Source organism: Nostoc edaphicum CCNP1411, assembly GCF_014023275.1.
In the GTDB taxonomy this organism is placed as follows: domain Bacteria; phylum Cyanobacteriota; class Cyanobacteriia; order Cyanobacteriales; family Nostocaceae; genus Nostoc; species Nostoc edaphicum_A.
Map to the genome: position 1 here is coordinate 3,388,223 of NZ_CP054698.1, position 22,401 is coordinate 3,410,623.

The 22,401-nt window shown below is 41.7% G+C and carries 23 protein-coding genes; 10 read left to right on the forward strand and 13 right to left on the reverse strand.

Going from position 1 to position 22,401, the window contains the following annotated elements:
* Window positions 1-323: 323 nt before the first annotated feature.
* The 12 genes from HUN01_RS16755 to HUN01_RS16810 all read right to left on the reverse strand — a co-directional run bounded on the left by HUN01_RS16755 (window position 324) and on the right by HUN01_RS16810 (window position 10,154).
* A complete protein-coding gene (locus tag HUN01_RS16755) occupies window positions 324-1,106 on the reverse strand; it encodes a COP23 domain-containing protein (RefSeq protein ID WP_181932202.1) in 783 nt (260 codons plus the stop codon).
* A 39-nt stretch (window positions 1,107-1,145) separates the two neighbouring features.
* The gene (locus tag HUN01_RS16760; protein ID WP_181932203.1) at window positions 1,146-1,322 is read right to left on the reverse strand and encodes a hypothetical protein; all 177 of its coding nucleotides are present in this window, start codon (window positions 1,320-1,322) and stop codon (window positions 1,146-1,148) included.
* 218 nt (window positions 1,323-1,540) lie between these two features.
* A complete protein-coding gene (psb34, locus tag HUN01_RS16765) occupies window positions 1,541-1,711 on the reverse strand; it encodes a photosystem II assembly protein Psb34 (protein WP_181932204.1) in 171 nt (56 codons plus the stop codon).
* A gap of 110 nt (window positions 1,712-1,821) precedes the next feature.
* Window positions 1,822-1,983 (reverse strand): hypothetical protein, encoded by a 162-nt coding sequence (locus HUN01_RS16770; RefSeq protein ID WP_181932205.1) that lies wholly within the window; start codon window positions 1,981-1,983, stop codon window positions 1,822-1,824.
* Between the two features lie 242 nt (window positions 1,984-2,225).
* Window positions 2,226-3,857 carry a mucoidy inhibitor MuiA family protein gene (locus HUN01_RS16775; protein ID WP_181932206.1) on the reverse strand — a complete coding sequence of 544 codons (1,632 nt, stop codon included), beginning with the start codon at window positions 3,855-3,857 and terminating at the stop codon, window positions 2,226-2,228.
* Between the two features lie 114 nt (window positions 3,858-3,971).
* Window positions 3,972-4,916, reverse strand: coding sequence for a LysR family transcriptional regulator (locus tag HUN01_RS16780; RefSeq protein WP_181932207.1), 945 nt, complete (start codon window positions 4,914-4,916; stop codon window positions 3,972-3,974).
* Window positions 4,917-5,161: 245 nt separating this feature from the next.
* Complete coding sequence (locus tag HUN01_RS16785; protein WP_181932208.1) at window positions 5,162-5,950, reverse strand: beta-carboxysome assembly protein CcmO; 789 nt, start codon at window positions 5,948-5,950, stop codon at window positions 5,162-5,164.
* A 47-nt stretch (window positions 5,951-5,997) separates the two neighbouring features.
* Window positions 5,998-6,780: a beta-carboxysome scaffolding protein CcmN gene (locus HUN01_RS16790; RefSeq protein ID WP_181932209.1), complete on the reverse strand. Its 783-nt coding sequence runs from the start codon at window positions 6,778-6,780 to the stop codon at window positions 5,998-6,000.
* A 209-nt stretch (window positions 6,781-6,989) separates the two neighbouring features.
* Window positions 6,990-8,993: a beta-carboxysome scaffolding protein CcmM gene (locus HUN01_RS16795; protein ID WP_181932210.1), complete on the reverse strand. Its 2,004-nt coding sequence runs from the start codon at window positions 8,991-8,993 to the stop codon at window positions 6,990-6,992.
* A gap of 106 nt (window positions 8,994-9,099) precedes the next feature.
* Window positions 9,100-9,402: a beta-carboxysome shell vertex protein CcmL gene (locus HUN01_RS16800; protein WP_069071088.1), complete on the reverse strand. Its 303-nt coding sequence runs from the start codon at window positions 9,400-9,402 to the stop codon at window positions 9,100-9,102.
* Between the two features lie 6 nt (window positions 9,403-9,408).
* A complete protein-coding gene (locus tag HUN01_RS16805; protein ID WP_010995041.1) occupies window positions 9,409-9,753 on the reverse strand; it encodes a carbon dioxide-concentrating mechanism protein CcmK in 345 nt (114 codons plus the stop codon).
* Window positions 9,754-9,845: 92 nt separating this feature from the next.
* Window positions 9,846-10,154: a carbon dioxide-concentrating mechanism protein CcmK gene (locus HUN01_RS16810; protein ID WP_012410633.1), complete on the reverse strand. Its 309-nt coding sequence runs from the start codon at window positions 10,152-10,154 to the stop codon at window positions 9,846-9,848.
* A gap of 657 nt (window positions 10,155-10,811) precedes the next feature.
* On the opposite strand from HUN01_RS16810, the gene HUN01_RS16815 reads away from it, so the two are divergent.
* From HUN01_RS16815 to HUN01_RS16825, 3 genes are all read left to right on the forward strand, one after another.
* Window positions 10,812-12,668, forward strand: coding sequence for an NAD(P)H-quinone oxidoreductase subunit F (locus HUN01_RS16815; RefSeq protein WP_181932211.1), 1,857 nt, complete (start codon window positions 10,812-10,814; stop codon window positions 12,666-12,668).
* Window positions 12,669-12,794: 126 nt separating this feature from the next.
* The gene (locus HUN01_RS16820; protein ID WP_181932212.1) at window positions 12,795-14,300 is read left to right on the forward strand and encodes an NADH-quinone oxidoreductase subunit M; all 1,506 of its coding nucleotides are present in this window, start codon (window positions 12,795-12,797) and stop codon (window positions 14,298-14,300) included.
* 140 nt (window positions 14,301-14,440) lie between these two features.
* The gene (locus HUN01_RS16825) at window positions 14,441-15,571 is read left to right on the forward strand and encodes a CO2 hydration protein (RefSeq protein ID WP_181932213.1); all 1,131 of its coding nucleotides are present in this window, start codon (window positions 14,441-14,443) and stop codon (window positions 15,569-15,571) included.
* A 283-nt stretch (window positions 15,572-15,854) separates the two neighbouring features.
* Here HUN01_RS16825 and HUN01_RS16830 read toward each other — a convergent pair whose 3' ends face one another.
* Window positions 15,855-16,325 carry a GNAT family N-acetyltransferase gene (locus HUN01_RS16830; protein ID WP_181932214.1) on the reverse strand — a complete coding sequence of 157 codons (471 nt, stop codon included), beginning with the start codon at window positions 16,323-16,325 and terminating at the stop codon, window positions 15,855-15,857.
* A gap of 142 nt (window positions 16,326-16,467) precedes the next feature.
* Between HUN01_RS16830 and HUN01_RS16835 the strand changes: the two genes are divergently transcribed.
* From HUN01_RS16835 to HUN01_RS16865, 7 genes are all read left to right on the forward strand, one after another.
* Entirely contained in the window at window positions 16,468-16,953 is a 486-nt protein-coding gene (locus HUN01_RS16835) for a hypothetical protein (RefSeq protein ID WP_181932215.1), read from the forward strand.
* A gap of 239 nt (window positions 16,954-17,192) precedes the next feature.
* Complete coding sequence (locus HUN01_RS16840; RefSeq protein WP_181932216.1) at window positions 17,193-17,519, forward strand: DUF6464 family protein; 327 nt, start codon at window positions 17,193-17,195, stop codon at window positions 17,517-17,519.
* Window positions 17,520-17,779: 260 nt separating this feature from the next.
* Entirely contained in the window at window positions 17,780-19,036 is a 1,257-nt protein-coding gene (locus HUN01_RS16845; protein ID WP_181932217.1) for an ABC transporter substrate-binding protein, read from the forward strand.
* Window positions 19,037-19,043: 7 nt separating this feature from the next.
* Window positions 19,044-19,994, forward strand: coding sequence for a branched-chain amino acid ABC transporter permease (locus HUN01_RS16850; RefSeq protein ID WP_181932218.1), 951 nt, complete (start codon window positions 19,044-19,046; stop codon window positions 19,992-19,994).
* A gap of 14 nt (window positions 19,995-20,008) precedes the next feature.
* A complete protein-coding gene (locus HUN01_RS16855; RefSeq protein WP_181932219.1) occupies window positions 20,009-20,602 on the forward strand; it encodes a Uma2 family endonuclease in 594 nt (197 codons plus the stop codon).
* A gap of 53 nt (window positions 20,603-20,655) precedes the next feature.
* Window positions 20,656-21,579: a branched-chain amino acid ABC transporter permease gene (locus tag HUN01_RS16860; RefSeq protein ID WP_181932220.1), complete on the forward strand. Its 924-nt coding sequence runs from the start codon at window positions 20,656-20,658 to the stop codon at window positions 21,577-21,579.
* A 29-nt stretch (window positions 21,580-21,608) separates the two neighbouring features.
* Entirely contained in the window at window positions 21,609-22,400 is a 792-nt protein-coding gene (locus HUN01_RS16865; RefSeq protein WP_181932221.1) for an ABC transporter ATP-binding protein, read from the forward strand.
* Window position 22,401 lies beyond the last annotated feature (1 nt).

The following is a 22,401-nucleotide window of genomic DNA, read 5'->3' on the forward strand; positions in this document are numbered from 1 at the left end:
ATATTCAGCAACCTCAAGTTATCTCGGCAACATTAAGAAACCGCTAGCAAAAGGTTAAAAGAACAAATATTTGGTAGTCAGTTGCTCTGAGATATACACCTGAATTTAGTTGAAGAAGTCGGAGGGGCAGCAATTTTACGCCCATAAAAAAGCAATACAGTTCATGTAGAGACGGCGATTTATCGCGTCTTGAAAACAATTTTGTACTATTAGCCCTTAACCCAAGCGTATTGCATAAAAAAGGCGGACAAGATGCCCGCCCCACAATAAGTAGTTGGATATTTTTTATTTGAAAGTCATTTTGTATTAAAAGCCACTCTTGCTTACCGGAACTTACCAGGAGCTAGACGAGCACCGTTAGGTTGAGACTGACGACGAATTGCTACTCCACTCCGCAAATTATTTCCAGTACCACCATCTTGGCGATCAAGGAAAGGTTTCAAATTAATCCCACTTCTAGATGAACTAACCCGATTATTGCCACTACCTAGAAGTGTGCGTCCTAAATTATATATTTCGTTGCTTCCACTATTGCGATTGCCATAAGTGTTAACAGCTATGGTTTGCTGTCCACTATCAGCAATAGTCAAGTTTTGAAAAATGCTATTGCGAATAACAACAGGATCTTTACCACGCGGGACTGTCAGCACAATTCTACAGTTTGGGTTAGTTTCAGTTGTGACGCAGACAGTATTTTCGTTATTTTCTACAGATGTCTGGAGTTCTTGTAAGCCATCTGGGCGATAAAGTTCTAAGCGACTGGCGATCGCTGCACAACGTCTTTGTGCGTCCCAACCACCACCTAAAGCCGCAGGCGCCGCCCAAGGAAAGAATTGTCCTGGTTGACTTTGTGGCTGATACATGACAGTATACTGTCCATTGTAAGTCTGACAGCTAAACCGAGTTGTACCGTCAGATGAGGGTGAAGGTGGTATACCTGTCGATGTGTCAATTGGTACGGGTGCTGATGTACCACCTGATGGTATTGTTGGTACTACTACACCATCGCCAGTAGAATCATATTGCGCCATTGCTGCCGAATTTCCCAGACACAAAGATAAGCCAATACTGCCTAAAGAAATCAACCGAATCAGTTGTGATGACATAAATCATCCTCCAGTAGAAGTAAGTAGGGAATTGATAGTTTAAGTGACGAATAATTCTGGCTTTTGATTCAGCAAAACCCTATTTTTTTCCTCTCTAGCTTTTTTCTCTACGAGTAGCTTTTTCACCCGTGCTTGAATTTCTGTATGACGCCTGAATCCTTCATCAGCGTAACGGTTGTAGCCACTACGGGTAATCAGGTTTTCTAAATCACTCACTCGCTCACCACCGCCTGGGTGCGAAGAGTTCGTTTCATGCTGGGGTTACCTATGCATATATGCTAAGGCAAATTATTTGGATCAATACCTTGAGATTGTAAATAGGCAATTAGCCGTTCTGGGATACGTAAAACACAAAAAACCCCAGCGAAACTAACCGGGGTTACAGAGAGAAGTATGAATGACAATGAGATACAGCGATACCGAAATCAAAAATCTTAGCTAACAGTAAAACTAATCAAAACTAAAGCGGTGACGATTAAGGTTGCAAAAAGACCCTGTAAAACGTATTTACGTTGTTCCCAAATTGCTGGGTACTCAGCGTAGTACATCTTGGGTTCTGCTGCATAGTTGTTGAGAATGCCGTCTTCGTTAGTGGTGGTATACATGGTTTTTTTCTTTGTTTTGTTATCTTATGTAAACAAATATAACAAATTTGTTACAAATCGTCAATAGGACTTGACAAACAAAGACTGATGGTAGACATAAAACTGACTTATCAGCGATCGCGGATTCTGACGAAGACGGTTCGAGTCTGCCAAAGCCGGATGCCTCTCAATACGGTTCGGTTAAGGGCTAATAGTACAAAATTGTGGGTTTTCAAGACGCGATAAATCGCCGTCTCTACAAGTGTTTTGGTCTTATCTGAACTGTATTGCACCAAGAATTGCTACGACCAGAGAAAGCTAGCTCTGGCGAATGAAATTCGCGGCTATACAAACAAAACCCACCTCCGTGGGTTTCAAATTCTTTGAGTCCGTGTAGCCGCGATTTCTAATCGCCTGGTATATTTGTAAAAGTGAGATGCTCCCGCTTACTTTTGAGCGTCCCAAAGTTTCTTGTCGCTCTAAGTGGCAAAGTTACGAGGCGGATCTTGAATGCCTCCTTTAATTTTGGGATTCCCTAGATATCTAACCCAACTACCATTAGGTCAGGTGGATGTTCAACATTAAACTGGTAATATATCTCTCGTCGCTCTTGGGCTGGAAGAGTTAACAGCCATTCTAAAATCCCCATTTCACCAAGTTGAATTTGTGGGTTGCTACGACTGAGACGCACTTTAATTTGCTCGTTGCGGCTAACTGGCAATTGTTCAGTTAGTTTCAGATTTAGCTCTTTGTCGAGTAAGTTAGTAATTATCAGCCGATAACTATAAGTAATCCGGCGCTGGTTACTAATTAATCTTTTATCTACCAGACGTTCAACTAAGTCGCGCTCAATTTTTAAACCTTCGTCAATTCCTAAGTTCAGTTTGAATTCTTGCCCTGGTGCAATATTCTCCAACCCAGTAGTGCCGACAAAAACGTTGTCGCGGAAAATATTCGCTTTACCTGGTAACAAAGTTGCACCGTTGGGATTATTTTTTACATTCGCTTGTAGATAAGCAAAGCTTACCAAGCGCGGCATTGCGACATAATCGAAGCTACAAGGATAATCATCATTAAAAATCGTAGTTTTATGGGGTGCGCCATCACTGGGAATATTGCCACCACTATTCAATTTAAAGGTAACTACACTACCTTCTTTGGATACTTCTGCTGTAACGGTTTCTGCTGCGATCAGACTATCTTGTGCAACTTCATCTTGTTCTTGCCAATCCGCTCTGGCAGCAGAAGCAGGCGGTTCTGCTATGGTAGGTAGCAGTGGTGGCTGGGCAGTAAATCGGTGTCGTTGTAACAGTTGTGGACGTGGCGCATCAATATACCAGGGTTCAAGTTTGGGTGGGAGTGTACCTAATCCCGGTTTAGCGGTAGAAAGGGTAAGATTTGCACCAATCCAATCTTCGCCAGTGCTTTGAGTAATTTCTGCAAGGTAGCTCAGATGTACAATATCGCTGGTAGTGCTAAAGCGTAAGTCATAAAGCGGATTCCAACTAGCGCGATTTACTATGTAAGATACCTCTAATTCAAATTTTCCTTCACCCGCTACTTCAACTGCTACAACTAAGTTAAAACTCTCTTTTGGATGGGGCGTTTGAATTTTTTGCAATGAGGTGTGGAGTGCTTGCAGTTGTTTGTCTAATTCCTGCTGTTGGGTTTTGCACTCTCCAGATGCGATCGCATATTCACTATACTGGCTTCCGAGAAAGTTCAAAAAATCCAAAGTTTCGCTAAGGCTGAGATTTTTCCGAGACAAACTCTGTGAAAAGGGTTCTTCTGTTTTTTCACGTAAGCCAGCGATAAAACTAGATTGCAATGCTAAAGCATCCACCTGAGCTTGCAGGTGGCGTTTTTCTGCTTCTAATTGCTGAATTTGCCTTGTCAAATGTGCGACTCGCTCCGCTACAGGTTCAGTAGTGTAGATGCGATCGCTACTAACTCCCACCAAGCGCACCGCTACCGTACCTGTACCGCTAACCCTAACAGACTCAGTTTCTAGAGTCATTGGCATTGCGGTAATTACTAATTCCTGTTCAATTCCTGTTAAATCAACTACACTCCGCCGTGTAACCAATGCTCTGTCAGCATACACGGTAACAGCTACAATCTCGCTTTGTACTGTTTTGCGCCAAGATGGTATTTCCGGGTTAACCACTACTAGTTTTCCCCCATTCTTAATGATTCTGCTGGTTAATTGTCAATGTTTACTGGTCTAACAGTCAACCCTTTTAGGTAATTCGTAATTACGAATTACGAATTACGAATTATTTTACCCGTGACTTGGTTCAAACGCACTATTAGAAACAGGATCAACATTTTGCTCGACAAAATTCTTTGCCGCAGCTAGTAGATACTCATAATAGGCACGAGCGACAATAGATAGCTGCTTGCCAGATGGGTAAACCATGTACCAATGTCGCTGAATGGGGAAGTGTTGTACATCTAAAATGCTAAATTCTGAAGTGTCTGACAGTAAGGTATGACGGGATAAAACAGAAATTCCTAAACCACCTGCGATCGCTTGTTTAATTGCTTCGTTACTTCCCAATTCTAGCTTGACTTTTACCGTTACCCCTTCTTCTTCAAATAGCTTTTGGACGGCGCGACGAGTTCCTGATCCAGGTTCCCGCATAATAAAAGGTTCGTTAGATAAGCGTTGTATAGGAATATTTTTTTCCTTGGATAACGGATGATTAGTCGGTGCGAAGACTATCAAAGGGTTTTCTAAAAATGGTTCACAAGTCACATCTATATTGTCTGGAATTTGACTCATAATATATAAGTCATCCAGATTTTGACTCATTCTTTCTAAAATTTGTTCGTGATTTGTTACTTGCAGCGAGATATCAATCCCTGGATAGAGTTCGCAAAATGGCCCTAACAAACGTGGAATAAAGTATTTTGCTGTTGTAATTACTGCCAAGCGTAATTGTCCCTGTTTTAGCCCTTTTAAATCTGCCACCTTCATTTCATACTGGGCTATATTGTCAAAAATCTGCCGACAAGTGGCAAATAATTCCCGTCCTGCCTCCGTCAAATACAATCGCTTCCCCACTTGCTCAAATAATGGCAAACCTACCGATTTTGTGAGTTGCTTGATCTGCATAGAAACGGTAGGTTGGGTGAGAAACAATTCCTCCGCAGCACGAGTAAAGCTACTGTGCCGTGCCGCCGCCTCGAACACCTTTAACTGGTGCAGCGTCGCTTGGTTCAAGGGTGATTCTCCTGTATATAACGATTAATAGATATATAACTAGTATTGCTGAACACTGGCAAATGATATAGCAATGCTCACAGAAAGTTACGAGTTTCATTATAGATAAAACTCTATTATTTATATTAAAACAAAAGTATTCTACTTATGGATTGAAGAAGCTATTATCAGAACAGCAAAAGCGTAAGATGCCTTCCATCTAAACGATGAATGTTGAATGATGGTTTTTCAAAATTCATCTATCATCATTCATCATTCCATAATTCTTCTTGAACTTTTGTAGGTAGCTTGGTTAAATCTGGTAATCTTAGTACCTCGATTTCGGCAACTTGTTCTTTAATATTCACTGGTAAGTTTAACGGTTCGCGTTCTTCTATCCAACATCTTGCTAATGGCAAGGTTAGCTCCATTTCGTCGAGAGGTCGGGGAATTACCATGACTGCATTTAATTCCCCAATGCGTTCGGCTTCAAACATTCCCGCTTCCACTGCTACTGCCACATTTGCTACGGAACCACGAATAATGGCTGTACATAAACCCGCACCAATTTTTTCATAGGCTGCTAACTGAACATCAGCAGCTTTGAGCATGGCATCACAAGCTCCTACCATCGCTGGAAATCCTCGCGTTTCTACCAAACCAATTGCTTGATTACTCAGACGGCTGTAATTGCCCTCTTCCATCAATTTAGTAAAACGGGTTGTGATGGGAAGCACTATATCTAAGTTGGGATAAGGCCGGGGAATCACCAAACTAGAAACTAGCTGACCAAACTGTTCAGCCGTTTGCACACCAGATTCTACCGCCAGACGCACGTCAGCAATTCCACCCCGGACGATCGCAGTACAATGACCACTACCAGTTTTTTCATACCCAATGAGGTGAACTCCCGCTGACTTCAGCATCATATCCGCTGTACCAACGATCGCTGGAAAGCTGCGGGTAGAAACTAAACCCAAAGCAGTATCCTGAAAGGTTTCTTGACTACTTGCTCCCTGGATGGCACGAATAGGCCGTTGATTATATGTTTCCATGTCAATTCTCCAAAATACGGAAAAAGCCGACAACTTACAATTAACACTTACTCGGACTGATTGTCAGAGTTTGGGTCGTTCAATGATTGTCTATGAGGAAACAATGTAGTCAACAGTCTGCTTATACTCCCTTGTCCATAAATTTGAGTCCCGAAACCGTTAGGGGATTCTGTGGTTGGCTGACTGGGGTCTGAGTTATGTTCTGTAGACGTTTGGGCGGCTTCTTCCAAGATGGAGTCAGCATTATTGACCGGTTCTTCCACCGGAGGAGGCTGGCTTTCTGGAGTGGCGGGAGATTTAAAGTAAGAAATCGACTTGTTTTGTTTAAAATCCACAAAAGCCGAAGCTGAGAAGTTAGTTGAGGAAACTACCTTTTCCTTAACTCCCCCTAAGCCATTTTCTTCTTCCTGCTGCGGTGATGTATTTGTAGAAGCTGGGTTATTTGTAGATGGTTCTAGTTGCTTTGTTTGAGTAATTTGCCGACTGGTGTCTCCTAGAATTGAACCCGGTGGCACTACTTCTCCAGGTTCAACCGAATAGTTAAAAACTGTTGTTGCTGAACCAATGCAAGCATTTGCTCCAATTTTGCCCTTGCCAACCATCAAAAACCCGGCTCCCAGGTTTGCACCTGCTTCTACCTCTAAGGTTCCTTCATGGACTTGGAGAATTGCTCCCATACCAATACAGACCCCTGGCCCAATGATGATCTTGCTGTTTAAAGCCGCTTGGAGGATCACCCCAGGTGCAAGTACCGCGCTTGGATGAATAGTCACCTCACCACTAATGTAAGTATCAAAGTTATTGCTGAGGCGCAGTGGCGGCACAGACATGGAAATTTTAACCTCGGAAGCAGGTGTAGTGCTGAGTGCTGAGTGCTGAGTGCTGAGTAATTAGTACTGAGTAATTAGTACTTAGTGATTAGTATGTTCTAAAATCTGAGTTTACAGTTGGTGTGACTGGTGTCTTTAAAGTGTTAACTCAGCACGGGCTAAACGCCCCGCTACCGCTAACAGCACTTTTAACTCAGCACTCAGTACTGCTATGGTCGTTGAATAATCGTTTCTAATACCCGACGCTTGGCTTTGGGGTCAACACCAATTAAGCGTACATATTCCCCTGGATATTCGCCGAGTTGTCTTTCTACGGCTGCGAGCGCTTCTCTTTCTGAAGAGGCTTGAATTTGACCGGTACTAGTCCAGGAACCAGTACGGAACCGCCGTTGATCTACATGCTCAATGCTAATTTTTGAGCCGCTAGCCAATAATTGCCGGAGTTGACCTACTACTTCTGTACTCAAGCGCGTACTGGTAGCTGTTGCTGTTGCAGTAGCAGAGGGTGTACTGCTAGTAAATGATTTTTGACTTTGACTGCCAGAAGAGGCTACTTGACCATTTGGACGTTGGATAATAGTCTCTAATACCCGCCGTTTGGCTTTAGGGTCAATACCAATTAAGCGTACATATTCCCCTGGATATTCGCCGAGTTGTCTTTCTACGGCTGCGATCGCTTCTCTTTCTGAGGAGGCTTGAATTTGACCGGTACTAGTCCAGGAACCTGTACGGAAGCGGCGCTCATCTACGTGTTCAAGGCTAATCTTCGATCCGCCAGCCAATAAATGCCGGAGTTGGTCTACTACTTCAGAACTCAAGCGGTTACTGGTAGCTGTTCCTGTAGAAGAGGGTGCTGCACTAGTAGTAAATGATTTCTGACTACCAGAGGAAGCTACTTGACCATTTGGACGTTGGATAATAGTCTCTAATACCCGCCGTTTGGCTTTGGTATCAATACCGATTAAACGCACATATTCGCCTTGATGGCTTGCTATGCATTCTTCTAAGGCGGAGATGACTTGATTTGTGGAAGTTGCTTCAATTGGCTTGCAACTAGTCCAAGAACCAGTGCGGAAACGACGTTCATCTACGTGTTCCATACCAATTTTATAACCACCTGCCAACAAGTGGCGGATTTGTTCTAGAGTTTCGCCACTGACTTTGCCACTGCTAGAACCGTTACCGTTACCATTACTGCTGCTGTAGCTGCCATTGCTATGACTAGTCGGCGCTTTAAAGCTGGTAGCTGGTTTTGCATCATCATCAGGACGTTGGATGATAGCTTCTAGCACACGCCGTCTATCTTTGTCAATGCCAAACAGTCGGACATACTCACCGCTATGATCATTTACACAGCTTTCTAATGCTGCGATCGCTTCACCGATTGATCTCGGTTCGATTGGCTGACAACTAGTCCAAGAACCAGTGCGGAATCGTCTTTGATCTACATGTTCCGTACCAATTTTATACCCTTGCCCCAATAGATACCGCAACTGATCTATTGTTTCTGCACCCAAGCTATTGCTCGACACTTCACTACTCCTTTCCAACTCTAAAACAGTAATACCATTACCTGTATAAGATTTAGCGTTCTCATCCCGAATGGGTGCTATACATTTGCTATCCGCAGCACAGAGATAACCAGCTCGTAATGCCTGATTAATTCCAACCACATGATGAGCAAATTCCTTATCCTGATCTTGCACATCTGGCAAGCGATCAGCTTGCTGCTGGCTGGTAATTATCGCTCCCGAAGGTATATATTTACCAGGGGGAATCTCTACGTCTTGAATTAAAGCGTGCATCATCACGATGCAACCTGCACCCACCCTGGCATTAAACACCGTAGAGCGAAAGCCAATGAAGGAATTATCACCTACATAAGCTGGCCCGTGAATTAGAGCCATGTGGGTAATGCAAGCGTTTTTACCAATCCATACTGAGTATTTATTTTGGTCATCGCCAATTACTCGGCCTTGCTCCAACCCATGAATGACAACACCATCTTGAATATTGGTGTTTTCACCCAAATAAAAAGGTGTGCCTTCATCCGCTCTAATCGTAGTCCCCGGAGCAACGATTACATTTGCACCTATTCGTACATCCCCAATCAGATTGGAAAATGAATGTACAAAGGCAGTTTCATGGACTTTGGGTTCAGCTAAATTCCTTGACCACGGGGTTGGGGGTGCCGCCGTGCTGCGGACTGCCATCGCGAGATTCCTCCTGTATTGTCATTTGTTCAGTTGTCATTTGTCAGTTGTCATTTGTCCTTTGTCGAGAGCTAATGACTAATGACTAATGACCAATGACTAATGACTATTGATATTGATCTTTTTTACTGTAAATAAGGCGATCTTCAACGTAAATGGTATCTATGATCGCCACCACCACTGCATCTAATGGGCGTTGTTCATTTCCAGTAACTTGACGAGCGGCACTACCACGACTGACAAGTACCCACTCATCTACTCCTGCTCCTACACTATCTGCTGCTACCTCGTATTGTGGCAGGATGTTTCCATCTTCATCCACTAATTGTAACAACAGTAGTTTCACACCTCTGAGACTTGGATCTTTTTGGGTGCTAACTACTGTGCCGCGAACTTTGGCAACTTGCATTACAAATTACGGTCTTCTACCGAAAGGGCGAATTGCATTCACATTTTCCCGGAACTGCTCTACGTCTTCTGTATAACGAATTGGGAGGACGTATTCCAAGTTTTCATGAGGACGAGCAATGATGTGAGTAGACAGCACTTGTCCGCCATTAACTCGCTTTACAGATTCAACTCCTGCGGCCACAGAAGCTTGCACTTCCGAAACGTCACCACGGACAATGACCGTCACTCGACCACTACCAATTTTTTCATAACCTACTAAGGTGACGCGGGCAGCTTTCACCATTGCATCAGCAGCTTCCACTACTGCTGGAAAGCCTAGCGTTTCAACCATTCCCACTGCAATTGACATTAGTTTTAATCCCTATTTGAAAGTTTTTAGCCTTGGACAAAAGTGATGCTCTTTTCAGGCAAAGAGCGTTAATTACTTTGTTTAAACAGCTTTTAAGTACGGAATTGTTCTACCGCTTCTGTGTAACGTATCGGCAAGACGTACTCCAGGTTTTCGTGAGGACGAGCAATGATATGAGTGGATAACACTTCACCACCAAAGACTCTTTTCGCCGCTTCAACCCCAGCTGCTACAGAAGCTTGAACTTCCGATACATCTCCCCTAACTATCACTGTGACACGAGCGCTACCAATTTTTTCATAGCCTACTAAAGTGACACGGGCGGCTTTCACCATCGCATCAGCAGCTTCCACTACTGCCGGAAAGCCCTTCGTTTCAATCATCCCAACTGCAATTGGCATCGCAGAACTCCTACAAAATGAATCTAATCAGTACTGTTGTTTGAAATTTTTGACGGGGAGAGCTTTATCTTAGAGCTAAGAAAACACTTCCAAATTAAGCATAGGAAAGCTTGGCGTCCCTGGCAATATAAATCACTATAATAGTTTATGATAAGAAAGTTTTAAAAAACTTAACAAAAATTTATCTGTGCTTCTGGGCAATTAAAGTTCACTGATTCCTAGAGCAGCCACTTATGCTTTATAATTTCTTTATCACATTTACAAAACGACATTCATAACCAAGGCTAATCCTATCTCGCAAAGGGCAAGCATAGGCTGCGTCTTTTGCTGCATCTATCTTTCCTCAAAAATAACTGTATGTACAAGGACTAGGTGAAAAATAGATAATTTTTTCAAATATATCGTATAAATTACTTTGCTTAAAGTAGAAATACAAATGTAAAAAGGTCAGTGATGTTAAGGGAAGTAAATGCTTTTGCTTATGTAAAGTTATATTTTACTTATATTTAATAGGGTAACGTTAAGTAAAATTCTTCATGGAAATTGACTTTAAAAAATATTAAAAAAACATCGGGCTTTTGGTAGATTTATTTTAATAAATAAATAATTGTTTGAAAGTTTTTTAAAATTAAGGCTGAGTCGTCAAGGAAAATTTAAATGGATCAATTTCTATTTTCAACAAGTTGGTTTGTGCCTTTTTATAGCTTATTGGGTGCAATTTTGACCTTGCCGTGGGGAATAGGAATAATTAAGCGAACAGGGCCAAGACCTGCGGCATACTTCAATTTGTTGACGACCGTTGTGGCCTTTGTCCATAGCCTGTTTGTATTTCAAAAAATCTGGGATAGAGAACCAGAAAAGTTACTAATTGCCTGGTTCAAAGCTGCTGATTTAGACTTATCTTTTAACTTGGAACTGTCGTCAGTCAGTATTGGGGCAACAGTTTTAATTACGGGGTTAAGTTTACTGGCACAAGTTTACGCTCTGGGTTACATGGAAAAGGACTGGTCGTTGGCACGTTTTTTTGCGCTGCTGGGATTTTTTGAGGCGGCGCTGAGTGGTCTAGCGATCAGTGATTCTTTGTTTCTCAGCTATGCCCTTTTGGAAGTCCTGACACTTTCGACTTACTTGCTGGTGGGGTTCTGGTATGCTCAACCTCTAGTAGTGACGGCGGCGCGGGATGCGTTTTGGACTAAACGGGTGGGAGACTTGTTGCTGCTGATGGCTGTAGTGACACTTTCCACCTTAGCTGGGAGTTTGAACTTTTCGGATTTATATGAGTGGGCGCAAACAGCTAATTTAAGTCCAATGACATCAGCATTGCTGGGGTTGGCGTTAATTGCTGGGCCTGCTGGTAAATGTGCCCAATTTCCACTGCACCTGTGGTTAGATGAGGCAATGGAAGGGCCAAACCCCGCCTCAGTAATGCGGAACTCGCTGGTAGTTGCTGGTGGTGCTTATTTACTGTATAAATTTCAACCATTATTAGCATTGTCACCAGTTGCTTTGAATGCCTTGGTAGTTATGGGCACGGTAACGGCGATTGGGGCAACATTAGTATCTATAGCTCAAATTGACATTAAGCGATCGCTATCTCATTCCACCAGTGCATACATGGGGTTAGTGTTTTTGGCAGTGGGGTTGCAGCAAGGGGGTGTAGCCTTGATGTTGCTGTTAACTCATGCGATCGCAAAAGCATTATTATTCATGAGTTCCGGTTCAGTCATCTTGACTACCCAAAGCCAAGACTTAACAGAAATGGGCGGTCTGTGGTCGCGGATGCCAGCCACCACCACAGCCTTTGTAGTCGGTTCAGCGGGGATGGTAACACTGCTACCACTAGGAAGTTTCTGGGCAATGTTAGCATGGGCTGACGGTTTCGTGAATATTAGCCCTTGGGTAATTGGGGTTTTAGTATTAGTCAATGGCTTGACAGCATTCAACTTGACCAGAGTATTTAGATTAGTCTTCTGGGGGAAACCGCAACAGAAGACCCGTCGCACGCCAGAAGTTGGTTGGCAGATGGCGCTGCCAATGGTGATTCTCACAGTCCTGACTCTGCTTGTACCTTTGATGCTACAACAATGGTACTTACTACCCGATTGGGAAAGTATTAATTGGTATGTGGCGTTAGCATTGTTTACTTCTACCGTAGTCGGGGTAGGTCTTGGGTGTACAGTTTATCTACACAAAGCTTGGTCAAGATCGAGAATATTGGCGTGGAGATTTCTGCAAGACTTGTTAGGTTATGATTTTTATATTGACCGAGTTTATCTTGTAACCGTGGTGAGTGCAGTAGCACTGCTATCTAAAATTTCTGCTTGGAGCGATCGCTACTTAGTCGATGGTTTCGTAAACTTGGTTGGGTTTGCGACCATTTTTAGCGGGCAAACTTTAAAGTACAGCATTTCTGGGCAATCTCAGGGCTATATGTTGACCATCCTAGCAGTTGTCAGCGTTCTGGGTTTTTTCATCAGCTGGTCATTGGGTTTACTAGATAAATTACCTTTTTAAAGATATTGTCATTGGTCATTGGTCATTTGTGATTGGGTAAGAGTTTTTTCCCAGTCCCCAATCCCCAGTCCCCATTACCCCTTATCCCCAGTCCCCAGTCCCCAATCCCCCATTCCATACCTACTTATGCTTAGTGTTTTAATTCTAGTGCCGTTAATCGGTGCAGCTTTAATTGGTTTCTCGCCCTCTGGCATCAATGGGAAATTTGCCCGTGGGGTGGCTTTAGTCTTTGCCAGTATCGCTTTCTTATGGACAATCGTACTAGCAATTCAGTTTCATCCAGGGGAAATTACTCAACAGTTTGCTGAATCTATCCCTTGGGTAGATGCTTTAGGTTTGAATTATAACCTTGGGATAGATGGTTTATCTTTACCGTTGCTGGCTTTAAATGGATTGTTAACTTCCATTGCCATTTACAGCAGTGATGAATCCCTACAGCGTCCTAAATTTTATTACTCTTTGATACTATTATTAAGCGCTGGGGTGACTGGAGCCTTTCTGGCACAGGATTTACTGCTATTTTTCCTATTTTACGAATTAGAACTGATTCCGCTGTATCTATTGATAGCTATTTGGGGTGGTGCAAAGCGGGGTTATGCTGCTACCAAATTTCTCATTTATACAGCCGTTTCAGGAATCCTGATTTTAGCAAGTTTCCTCGGCATGGTTTGGCTGAGTGGTTCCTCTAACTTTGCACTAGCAACCTTGAACGCGACAACTTTACCTCTAGGGACACAGCTTTTACTGCTAGCGGGAATTTTGATAGGTTTTGGGATTAAAATTCCCTTAGTTCCCTTCCATACTTGGTTGCCAGATGCTCACGTTGAAGCTTCTACACCGATTTCAGTGCTATTGGCTGGGGTGCTATTGAAGTTGGGAACTTACGGCTTACTGCGATTTGGGATGAACTTATTGCCAGAAGCTTGGAATTATCTAGCTCCTTGGTTGGCGACTTGGGCAGTGGTAAGTGTGCTGTATGGTTCATCCTGCGCGATCGCTCAAACCGATATGAAAAAAATGGTAGCATACAGTTCCATTGGACACATGGGTTATGTGCTTTTAGCGGCGGCAGCGGCTACACCTTTAAGTGTGTTGGGTGCTGTAATGCAAATGATTAGCCACGGCTTGATTTCTGCAATGCTGTTTTTGCTAGTAGGGGTTGTGTATAAAAAAGCCGGAAGTCGAGATTTAGAAGTCATTCAAGGATTGCTGAACCCAGAACGGGGTATGCCAGTAATCGGTAGCTTGATGATTGTCGGAGTCATGGCCAGCGCTGGTATACCGGGAATGCTAGGCTTCATCTCCGAATTTATAGTTTATCGGGGAAGTTTTCCAGTTTTCCCAGTGCAAACATTGCTATGTATGCTTGGTACTGGTTTAACAGCAGTTTACTTCTTAATTCTTGTCAACCGCGCCTTTTTTGGCCGCCTGTCTGCACAGGTTATCAACTTACCACGTGTGTATTGGAGCGATCGCATCCCACCTGCAATTTTAGCTATATTGATCGTGATTTTCGGGATTCAACCTGGTTGGTTAGTCCGCTGGACTGAACCAACGATTACAGCAATGGTAAATACCCAAAACGTAGTAGTAGCAGTGTCCTTGGATAAAGTAATGGGGACTGGGGATTAAGGATTGGGGACTGGGGACTAGGAATTAGCGACTAGGGAAGATTTTTTTGAATACATAATACCCAATACCCAGTACCCAATACCCAATACCCAATCCCCAGTCCCCAGTACCCAATCCCTAAACTTTTTGGATAGATAGCAATGGTAATTACTAAAAAGAAAGCTCCTCACAATCCCTTAGCTGAGTATATTGAACGTCTGCAAAAAGGAGAAGCATTACTCCCTGATAGTCCAGAAAATGTGCTCGAAGTTGTTGGTATTCTTAAAAGCTATGGCGTAGTTTTAGATGCCTACTCAAAAAATCTTAACTATATTGCCGAGCATCAGTTTTTAATATTTTTCCCATTTTTTAAATACTTTAATGGAGAGGTTTCTTTTCAGAAATTACTCCGTCACTGGTGGCATGATCGAATTAACTTTGAATATGCCGAGTATTGCATGAAAGGTATGATGTGGCACGGTGGCGGTGGACTAGATACATATCTAGATACAAATGAATTTAAAGAAAGAGCGCAAGCTGTTATTGCCGCAAAATTTCAAAATAATCCCTTCATTCCGGGTATCAACCAACTATTTCCAGATTTCTTAACAGAACATTTGCGCGTCTCTGCTTACTACACAGGTTTAGGCCAATTCTGGCGAGTAATGGCTGATATCTTCCTCAGCCTATCAGACCTTTACGACCAAGGCAAAATCAAATCGATTCCCGAAGTTGTAGAACATATTAAAGCGGGGTTAGTGGCAAATGCATCAAACCCAATTACCTACGCCGTCAAAATTCGAGGTAAGGTCTATGAAATCATTCCCAAAAGTGTTGGTTTGACCTTCTTAGCAGATACAGCAATACCTTATGTAGAAGCAGTATTCTTCCGAGGAACTCCTTTCCACGGAACAGTTTCATACAATGCCCAAGGATATCAAATTCCCCCAGATCAAACTCGATTTCAATATGGCGCATTGTATGCCGATCCTTTGCCCATCGGCGGCGCTGGTATTCCTCCCACCTTGTTGATGCAAGATATGCGTCATTATCTTCCAGAGTATTTGCACGAAATTTATCGTCGCAGTCTTCGGGGTGAAGATGATTTGCTAGTCCAAATTTGCATAAGTTTCCAAAAGTCGATGTTTTGTGTGACCACAGCAACGATTTTGGGGCTAATGCCTTATCCTTTGGATACTAAAGATCCAGATGAAGCAAAAGGTAATCGAGTTTATTTAGAGAAGTGGATGAGTCGGTTAGAAACTTCGCGGTTGCTGGATGTGAATAAATAGATAAAAAAAGATTTTAATTACATTCCGATAAAAGTCAAGGCTGCTCAATCTTTGGGATTTGAGTATAGTTTCTTAGTATCTAGCATCGTGATGCGTAGTGCTTGTACCTTGTTGGGATTGGGCTGTAACTAGTACAGCACGGCGGAAATAAACCACCCATTCCCAATCAACAAAACCCTTACGTTGTCTTCATTTTTAATTTTTAATTTTTAATTTTTAATTCCGCCTTGCGGTACTAGTCTTGAGTTTAAGATTGATTGTTTCGCTAGCATTCAACAAATTATTATCCTGCTTTGATATTTTTCTCCATGACAAAGTTTATAAACTTTTGTCCTCTACGCTCAATCTCTTGCTTTTTTATAACAATAAATCCCTGCTTTTCAAAAAAAGGTTTCGCTGTAATACTGACTTCTGTAAATAACTTTTCAACCCCTAAAAACTTCGCTTTTAATTCAATCTGTTCTAAGATTTTCTTACCAACGCCTTTCCTTTGAAAATCTTTATGACAATAGAAACGGTTAATATGACCATTAGCCTCTAATTCTCCAAAACCAATAATTTTGCCATTTTCTTCTGCTACATAAGTAAAGTTACTTTCTAAACTTTTAACCCAAACTTCAATATCCATGTTTACTGGTGCCCAAGCATCTACTTGTTCTGCTGTGTAATCGTGAATATTTACTTCATGAACAGTGTCGTAGAACAATTTCATCATTTCTTCCGTATCAGCTATTTCGTATTTTCTCAATCTCATAAGGAATGTGATTAAAGGTATTTCAGAGGATACAGCACCTTGCGGCCACTGATGTTCAAGGTAAATATATTTTTACTTAGTACATTTGTACTAAAATGCTGCTAAAATGCCTTACAAGTCAGCTAGCCTTGCTTGAGGTAGTATGAAAAAAATCCAAGATACCGACAAAAAGCCCATTTTGCTGAAAGTTTCGCTGTTGCAGCCTACATCTGTAACTACTGCTATAGTGCCACTGCGACTCCAAGAGGAAAAAATCATCAGTGAACAGGAGCGTTTGATTGCACAAGTAGAACGCATCAATCAAATGGCAGGAGAGTTAGAAACTGCGATATTGGAGTTGAAAGCGATCGCTAACACACTGAATACTCAAAAAGGTTCCCCATTCTTGAAGAAGGAGCCGTGGAAAAATCTTTGTCAGTATTTCGCAGTTAGCGTCCCTTGGGTGAAACGAAAGTCTGACAAATCATTTATTCTGACAACGCGAAGAGTTGATTTATTCCGAGCCGAAAGAGAAGCCGCACTGCTAGCACAGCAACTTCGTCAGCAAACCAAAAAAAGATTAGCATCGCAGCGACACAGAAAAAACAAGAGTGGAAATCACACAAAACGCTTGTACAAAAGGTATTAGTCAACAAATCTTAAAATTCTCAACATTCAACGGCATTTCACCCTTGAGGTTGTAGCAGTTATGCTGATTGAAGTGGCAGAAGGAACTTCTTTCTCAAAATTGCCTACTATACTGCCATTGCCTCTTTGCCACCAAATATGGTTGCAAAGAGGCAAAACTGCCCTAAGATTTGCACTTCCGTAAAACCAGAGTGTAACATCAGGGACAATCAATCAGCGCACAGAAGAGGTAAAAAGAAGGTGTTAAAGACACTTTTAGTGATTGCCGTTGGTTTTTTACCGTCCCTGATTTCCCTGTGGGTGATCCGCAAAACCCATTTGCGATCGCGCCTACGGCTCAGACAAGCAGCCATGAATTTCCCAGCAGTGCAGGGACGGCAAAACCTTACACAGATTGAGAGCGATCGCTATTATTTAGAAGGGGTAGGTTATCTGATTGGCGATATCAGCTGTAAATTTAATGCCCGATCTGGCTACATGCGTTGTGCTGTCAACCCCGAAGGCCCCTGTAATGGTTGTCGTCACTACGAACCCAAAGGATTAGCTGATAGTGAAAAAAGGGCTTAAAAGTCCTTACTTAGTACTTAACTGAACTGACAAAGCAACTTTACAGCACATTCCCAAATAGAAGCGGGGAATGATAATATTATCACTATTTATAATAATTTGTATTTACAAACACTTTGAATATTTGTCTTTGCATGTTCAAATAAGAATGATTTAATATAATTCGTGCAAAAGTGGAAATCTGCGTCATTTTGTTTGCAGATTATCAACTTTAGTATTGGCTTTTGCCGAATATCTAATAACTACATGACTATTTAACGATGAACAAAGCGATCGCTCGAACAACAGCATTATTATCAACTTGTGCTTTGCTATTGGCAGGCTGTGGTGGCGGCGGTGACCCTGTGGCTGTGACAAATTCTCCAAATAGTACCACAAATAACACTGCAACCGACACCGCAGCGACAACGGGTACATTGTCGGGTGCTATTCCTATCGGTATTGCTGTTGCCCAAACAAGCAATGTAGCATTACTAGGTCAAGAGCAAGTTGCTGGAGCCAAACTTGCCGAGAAGTATTTTAATAGTAAAGGTGGTGTTAATGGCACACCAATTAAATTGGTGTTTCAAGATACTAGCGGTGATGAAGCAGGGACAATTAACGCTTTTCAAACTCTAATTAACAAAGATAAAGTTATTGGAATTGTGGGTCCAACTTTATCACAGCAAGCTTTTAGTGCTGATCCTATTGCCGAACGTGCAAAAGTACCAGTTATTGGTCCATCAAATACTGCTAACAATATTCCCGAAATTGGTGATTACATTGCTCGTGTTTCTGCGCCAGTTTCCGTTGTCGCGCCTAATTCGGTGAAAGCTGCACTTAAGCAAAATCCCCAAGTTAAAAAGGTTGCAGTTTTCTATGCTCAAAATGATGCATTTAGCAAGTCAGAAACGGAAATTTTTCAACAAACAGTTAAGGATCAAGGGCTGGAATTGGTAACAGTACAAAAGTTCCAAACCAGCGATACAGATTTTCAAAGTCAAGCTACCAATGCAATTAATCTAAAACCAGATTTGGTGATTATTTCTGGTCTGGCTGCTGATGGTGGAAATTTAGTCCGACAATTGCGGGAACTAGGTTACAAAGGCTTAATTGTCGGTGGAAATGGTTTAAATACCTCGAATATATTGTCAGTTTGCAAGGCACTTTGTGATGGCGTTTTGATTGCTCAAGCCTACAGTCCAGAACATCCAGGTGAAATTAACGCAGCATTTCGTAAAGCTTATACTGACGAATACAAAAAAGAGCCACCCCAATTTAGTGCCCAAGCTTTTGCAGCAGTGCAAGTTTATGTCGAAGCACTTCAAGCTTTAGATAAAAAAAGCAAAGTTAACAAATTACAGCTACCAGAATTGCGGACAGAGTTAAACAAACAGATACTTAGCGGAATATACAATACACCATTAGGTGAAATTGGTTTTACTCCCATAGGTGAAGTTGTACAAAAAGATTTCTATGTAGCCCAAATAAAGATGGAAAAAGATGGAAGCCAAGGTAAATTCACATTTCTAAAATAGTTGCTACATGAATATCAATCTGTTTTTGCAGCAATTATTAAATGGGTTATCCATCGGCAGCGTCTATGCAATTTTTGCGTTAGGATATACCTTGGTTTATTCTATTTTGGGCATCATTAATTTAGCTCATGGCGCGATTTTTACATTGGGTGCATATTTCACTTATGCACTCATGGGTGGTAGTTTTGGATTTAATGGCTTGTTAGCTAATGCAGCCCTACCGATACAATTACCATTTGCTATAGCTTTGATATTAGGAAGTACCTTGGCGGGATTGGTAGGGGTAGTCATGGAACGGGTTGCTTTTCAACCTTTGCGCCGTCAAGGATCTGATCCTTTGCTAACTGTTGTTTCCAGCTTGGGGGTAGCAGTGGTAATTGTGAATTTAATCCAATATTTAGTAGGTGCAGAAAGTTACACATACCCCGCAAATACTTACGGTAATTTGCCACCTGCAATTAACTTTGGTAGTCCAGAAAACCCAATTCCGATTCGTAGTGTTCAGGTGGTAATTTTTAGTGTATCAGTGGTGATTGTGGCAATTCTTACCTATTTTATCAATCGGACTAAATATGGTAAGGCAATGCAAGCGATCGCAGAAGATCCAACTACGGCTAGTTTGTTAGGAATTAATAGCGATCGCTTTATCATCCTAACATTCTTCATCAGCAGTTTTTTAGCAGGATTAGCAGGAACTTTAGTCGCCTCTAGTGTTAGTATTGCAGGGCCATATTTCGGCATTGCTTTTGGTTTACGGGGTTTAGCGGTAATTGTTTTAGGTGGTTTAGGTAGTATTCCCGGTGCTGTGGTGGGAGGCTTAGTAATTGGATTAGTGGAGGCGTTTGTCCCTGCTGAATTCTCTGGTTATAAAGACGCAGTAGCCTTTGGAATTTTGTTTATCATGCTATTAGTTAGACCCCAAGGTTTACTAGGGCGGCGATTTATTCAGAAAGTTTAAAGAGACATAGCGTTATGAAAACATACACCAAACAAAAATTAACTTTTGATCAATTTTTAGAACAGTGTCCAGAGGAAGGTTTATATGAACTTGTAGATGGAGAAATTGTAGAAGTGCGTGCAACGAGAAATCATGATGATGTCGCTAATTTTTTATTATTTGGTTTCAATGACGAAATTAGGCGGCAAAACTTAAATTATGTAGTTAATAACACAGCAGTCTTTAAAACTATAACTGCCAATGAAATAGAACAAGGGCGCAAGCCTGATGTAAGTGTCATAGATAAAGATAAATGGCGCTCAAATCGTTCTGCTTATGCTGCACTTGAAGAACCTATCCAATTAGCTGTAGAAGTGACATCAACTAATTGGGAAGATGACTATTTAGATGAATATCAACGCTTAGGTATTACAGAATATTGGATTGTAGATTATTTGGCAATTGGGCTAAGAGAGTATTTAGGAAATCCAAAAGTTCCGGCTGTGTTTGTTTTTCTATTAGATGCTGAGGGAAAATACCAATGCACACACTTTAGAGGTTCAGAACGAATTGAATCGCGAACTTTTCCTAAACTGGCGCTGACAGCAGAGCAAATATTAACAGCTTAAGAGTTGATAAAAGCGATAGTTTGATTAAGTTTAATCAAAATATATTAAATAAAATGGCTGATTTCTTCGCTACTTACGCTTCTTTGATTGTCTCTATGGTATTGGGGGCATTACTAGGGTTATCGCTTTACTTACCGCTAATGACAGGACAATTGTCTTTAGCTAGTCCAGGATTTTATGCTTTAGGTGGGTATATTGCAGCAATTTTATCCACAAAAGTTTTTACATCTAGCAGTAGTTTATTTCCAATTCCCTTATTGTTATTGGAGATGTTAATTGCTGGTGTAATTTCTGGATTATTGGGCGTAATGGTGGGAATTCCAGCATTGAGATTGCGAGGAATTTATTTAGCGATCGCAACTATCGCTTTTGTGGAAGTTCTGCGCGTCATTTCCCTCAATCTAGATATTACAGGTGGTGCTGTCGGAATTTTTGGTATTCCTCAACCTTTCCAAACACAACTTGAATATTTATGGATTGCTCTGCCATTACTATTAATTAGTATGGTGTTGCTTTATCGTTTAGAACGCATTCGTGTAGGAAGGGCTTTTATCGCTATCCGCGAAGATGAATTAGCTGCGGGTGCAATGGGAATCAATCCCACTTATTACAAAGTTTTGGCGTTTACATTAGGGGCTATGCTTGCAGGCATTGTAGGTGCAATTAGCGCCCACTTCCTTAATACCTGGAATGCTCGTCAAGGTACTTTTGATGCCAGTATTATATATTTAACTTTTGTTTTAATTGGTGGTTCAAGAAGTTTTTTAGGGCCGGTAGTCGGAGGTATGGTATTTACAGCCTTACCAGAAATTCTGCGAAGTCTCGCTGATACTGGTGGTTTACCTACTTGGCTAGCACAATTTTTGCGAGATGGGAGATTAATTATATTTGGCTTACTAATAGTAATAGGTACAATATTTTTCCCCCAAGGGCTAATTACTCCAGATATTTTTCAAAGACGTAAAAGCCAAAAGTGAACTATTCATATATTAATAAATATGCAAAAATGTCATACACTATTTCAGAAGCTAACAGCAGTATTGTCTTAGAAGCAAGAGCATTGACTCGCCGCTTTGGTGGTCTAGTGGCGGTAAATAATGTATCTTTTAGTGTAAATAAACATGAGATTTTTGGACTGATTGGCCCTAATGGTGCTGGCAAAACAACACTGTTTAATTTAATTACTGCCTTCATTCCACCTTCTAGCGGCCAATTAATTTATCAAGGTGCTGCAATTTCCCAACTGCGTCCCCATCAAATTGCTGCTTTAGGTATCGCCCGTACCTTCCAAAATATCCGCTTGTTTGGGGAGTTATCAGCGTTAGAAAATGTGATAATCGCCCGACATTTACACACCAAAAGTAATATGATTACAGGTGTTTTGGGATTACCACCAGCGCCTCGTGAAGAATTGAAGACTAAGCAGAAAGCTTTAGATTTATTGGATTTGGTGGGATTAAGCGATCGCGCTGACGAAAAAGCCAAAAACTTTGCTTACGGTGATCAGCGGCGGCTGGAAATTGCCCGTGCTTTAGCATTACAACCACAAATTTTACTTCTCGATGAACCGGCGGCGGGGATGAACCCCAACGAAAAGCAGCAATTGAGTGAATTTATTCGCAGCTTGCGCGATCGCTTCAATTTGACGATCATCCTTATAGAACACCATGTACCCTTAGTTATGGGTTTGTGCGATCGCATTGCTGTATTAGATTTTGGTCAATTAATTGCTTTGGGTGAACCCGCAGTTGTCAGAAATGATCCGGCTGTAATTGAAGCTTATTTGGGAAATGATTGAA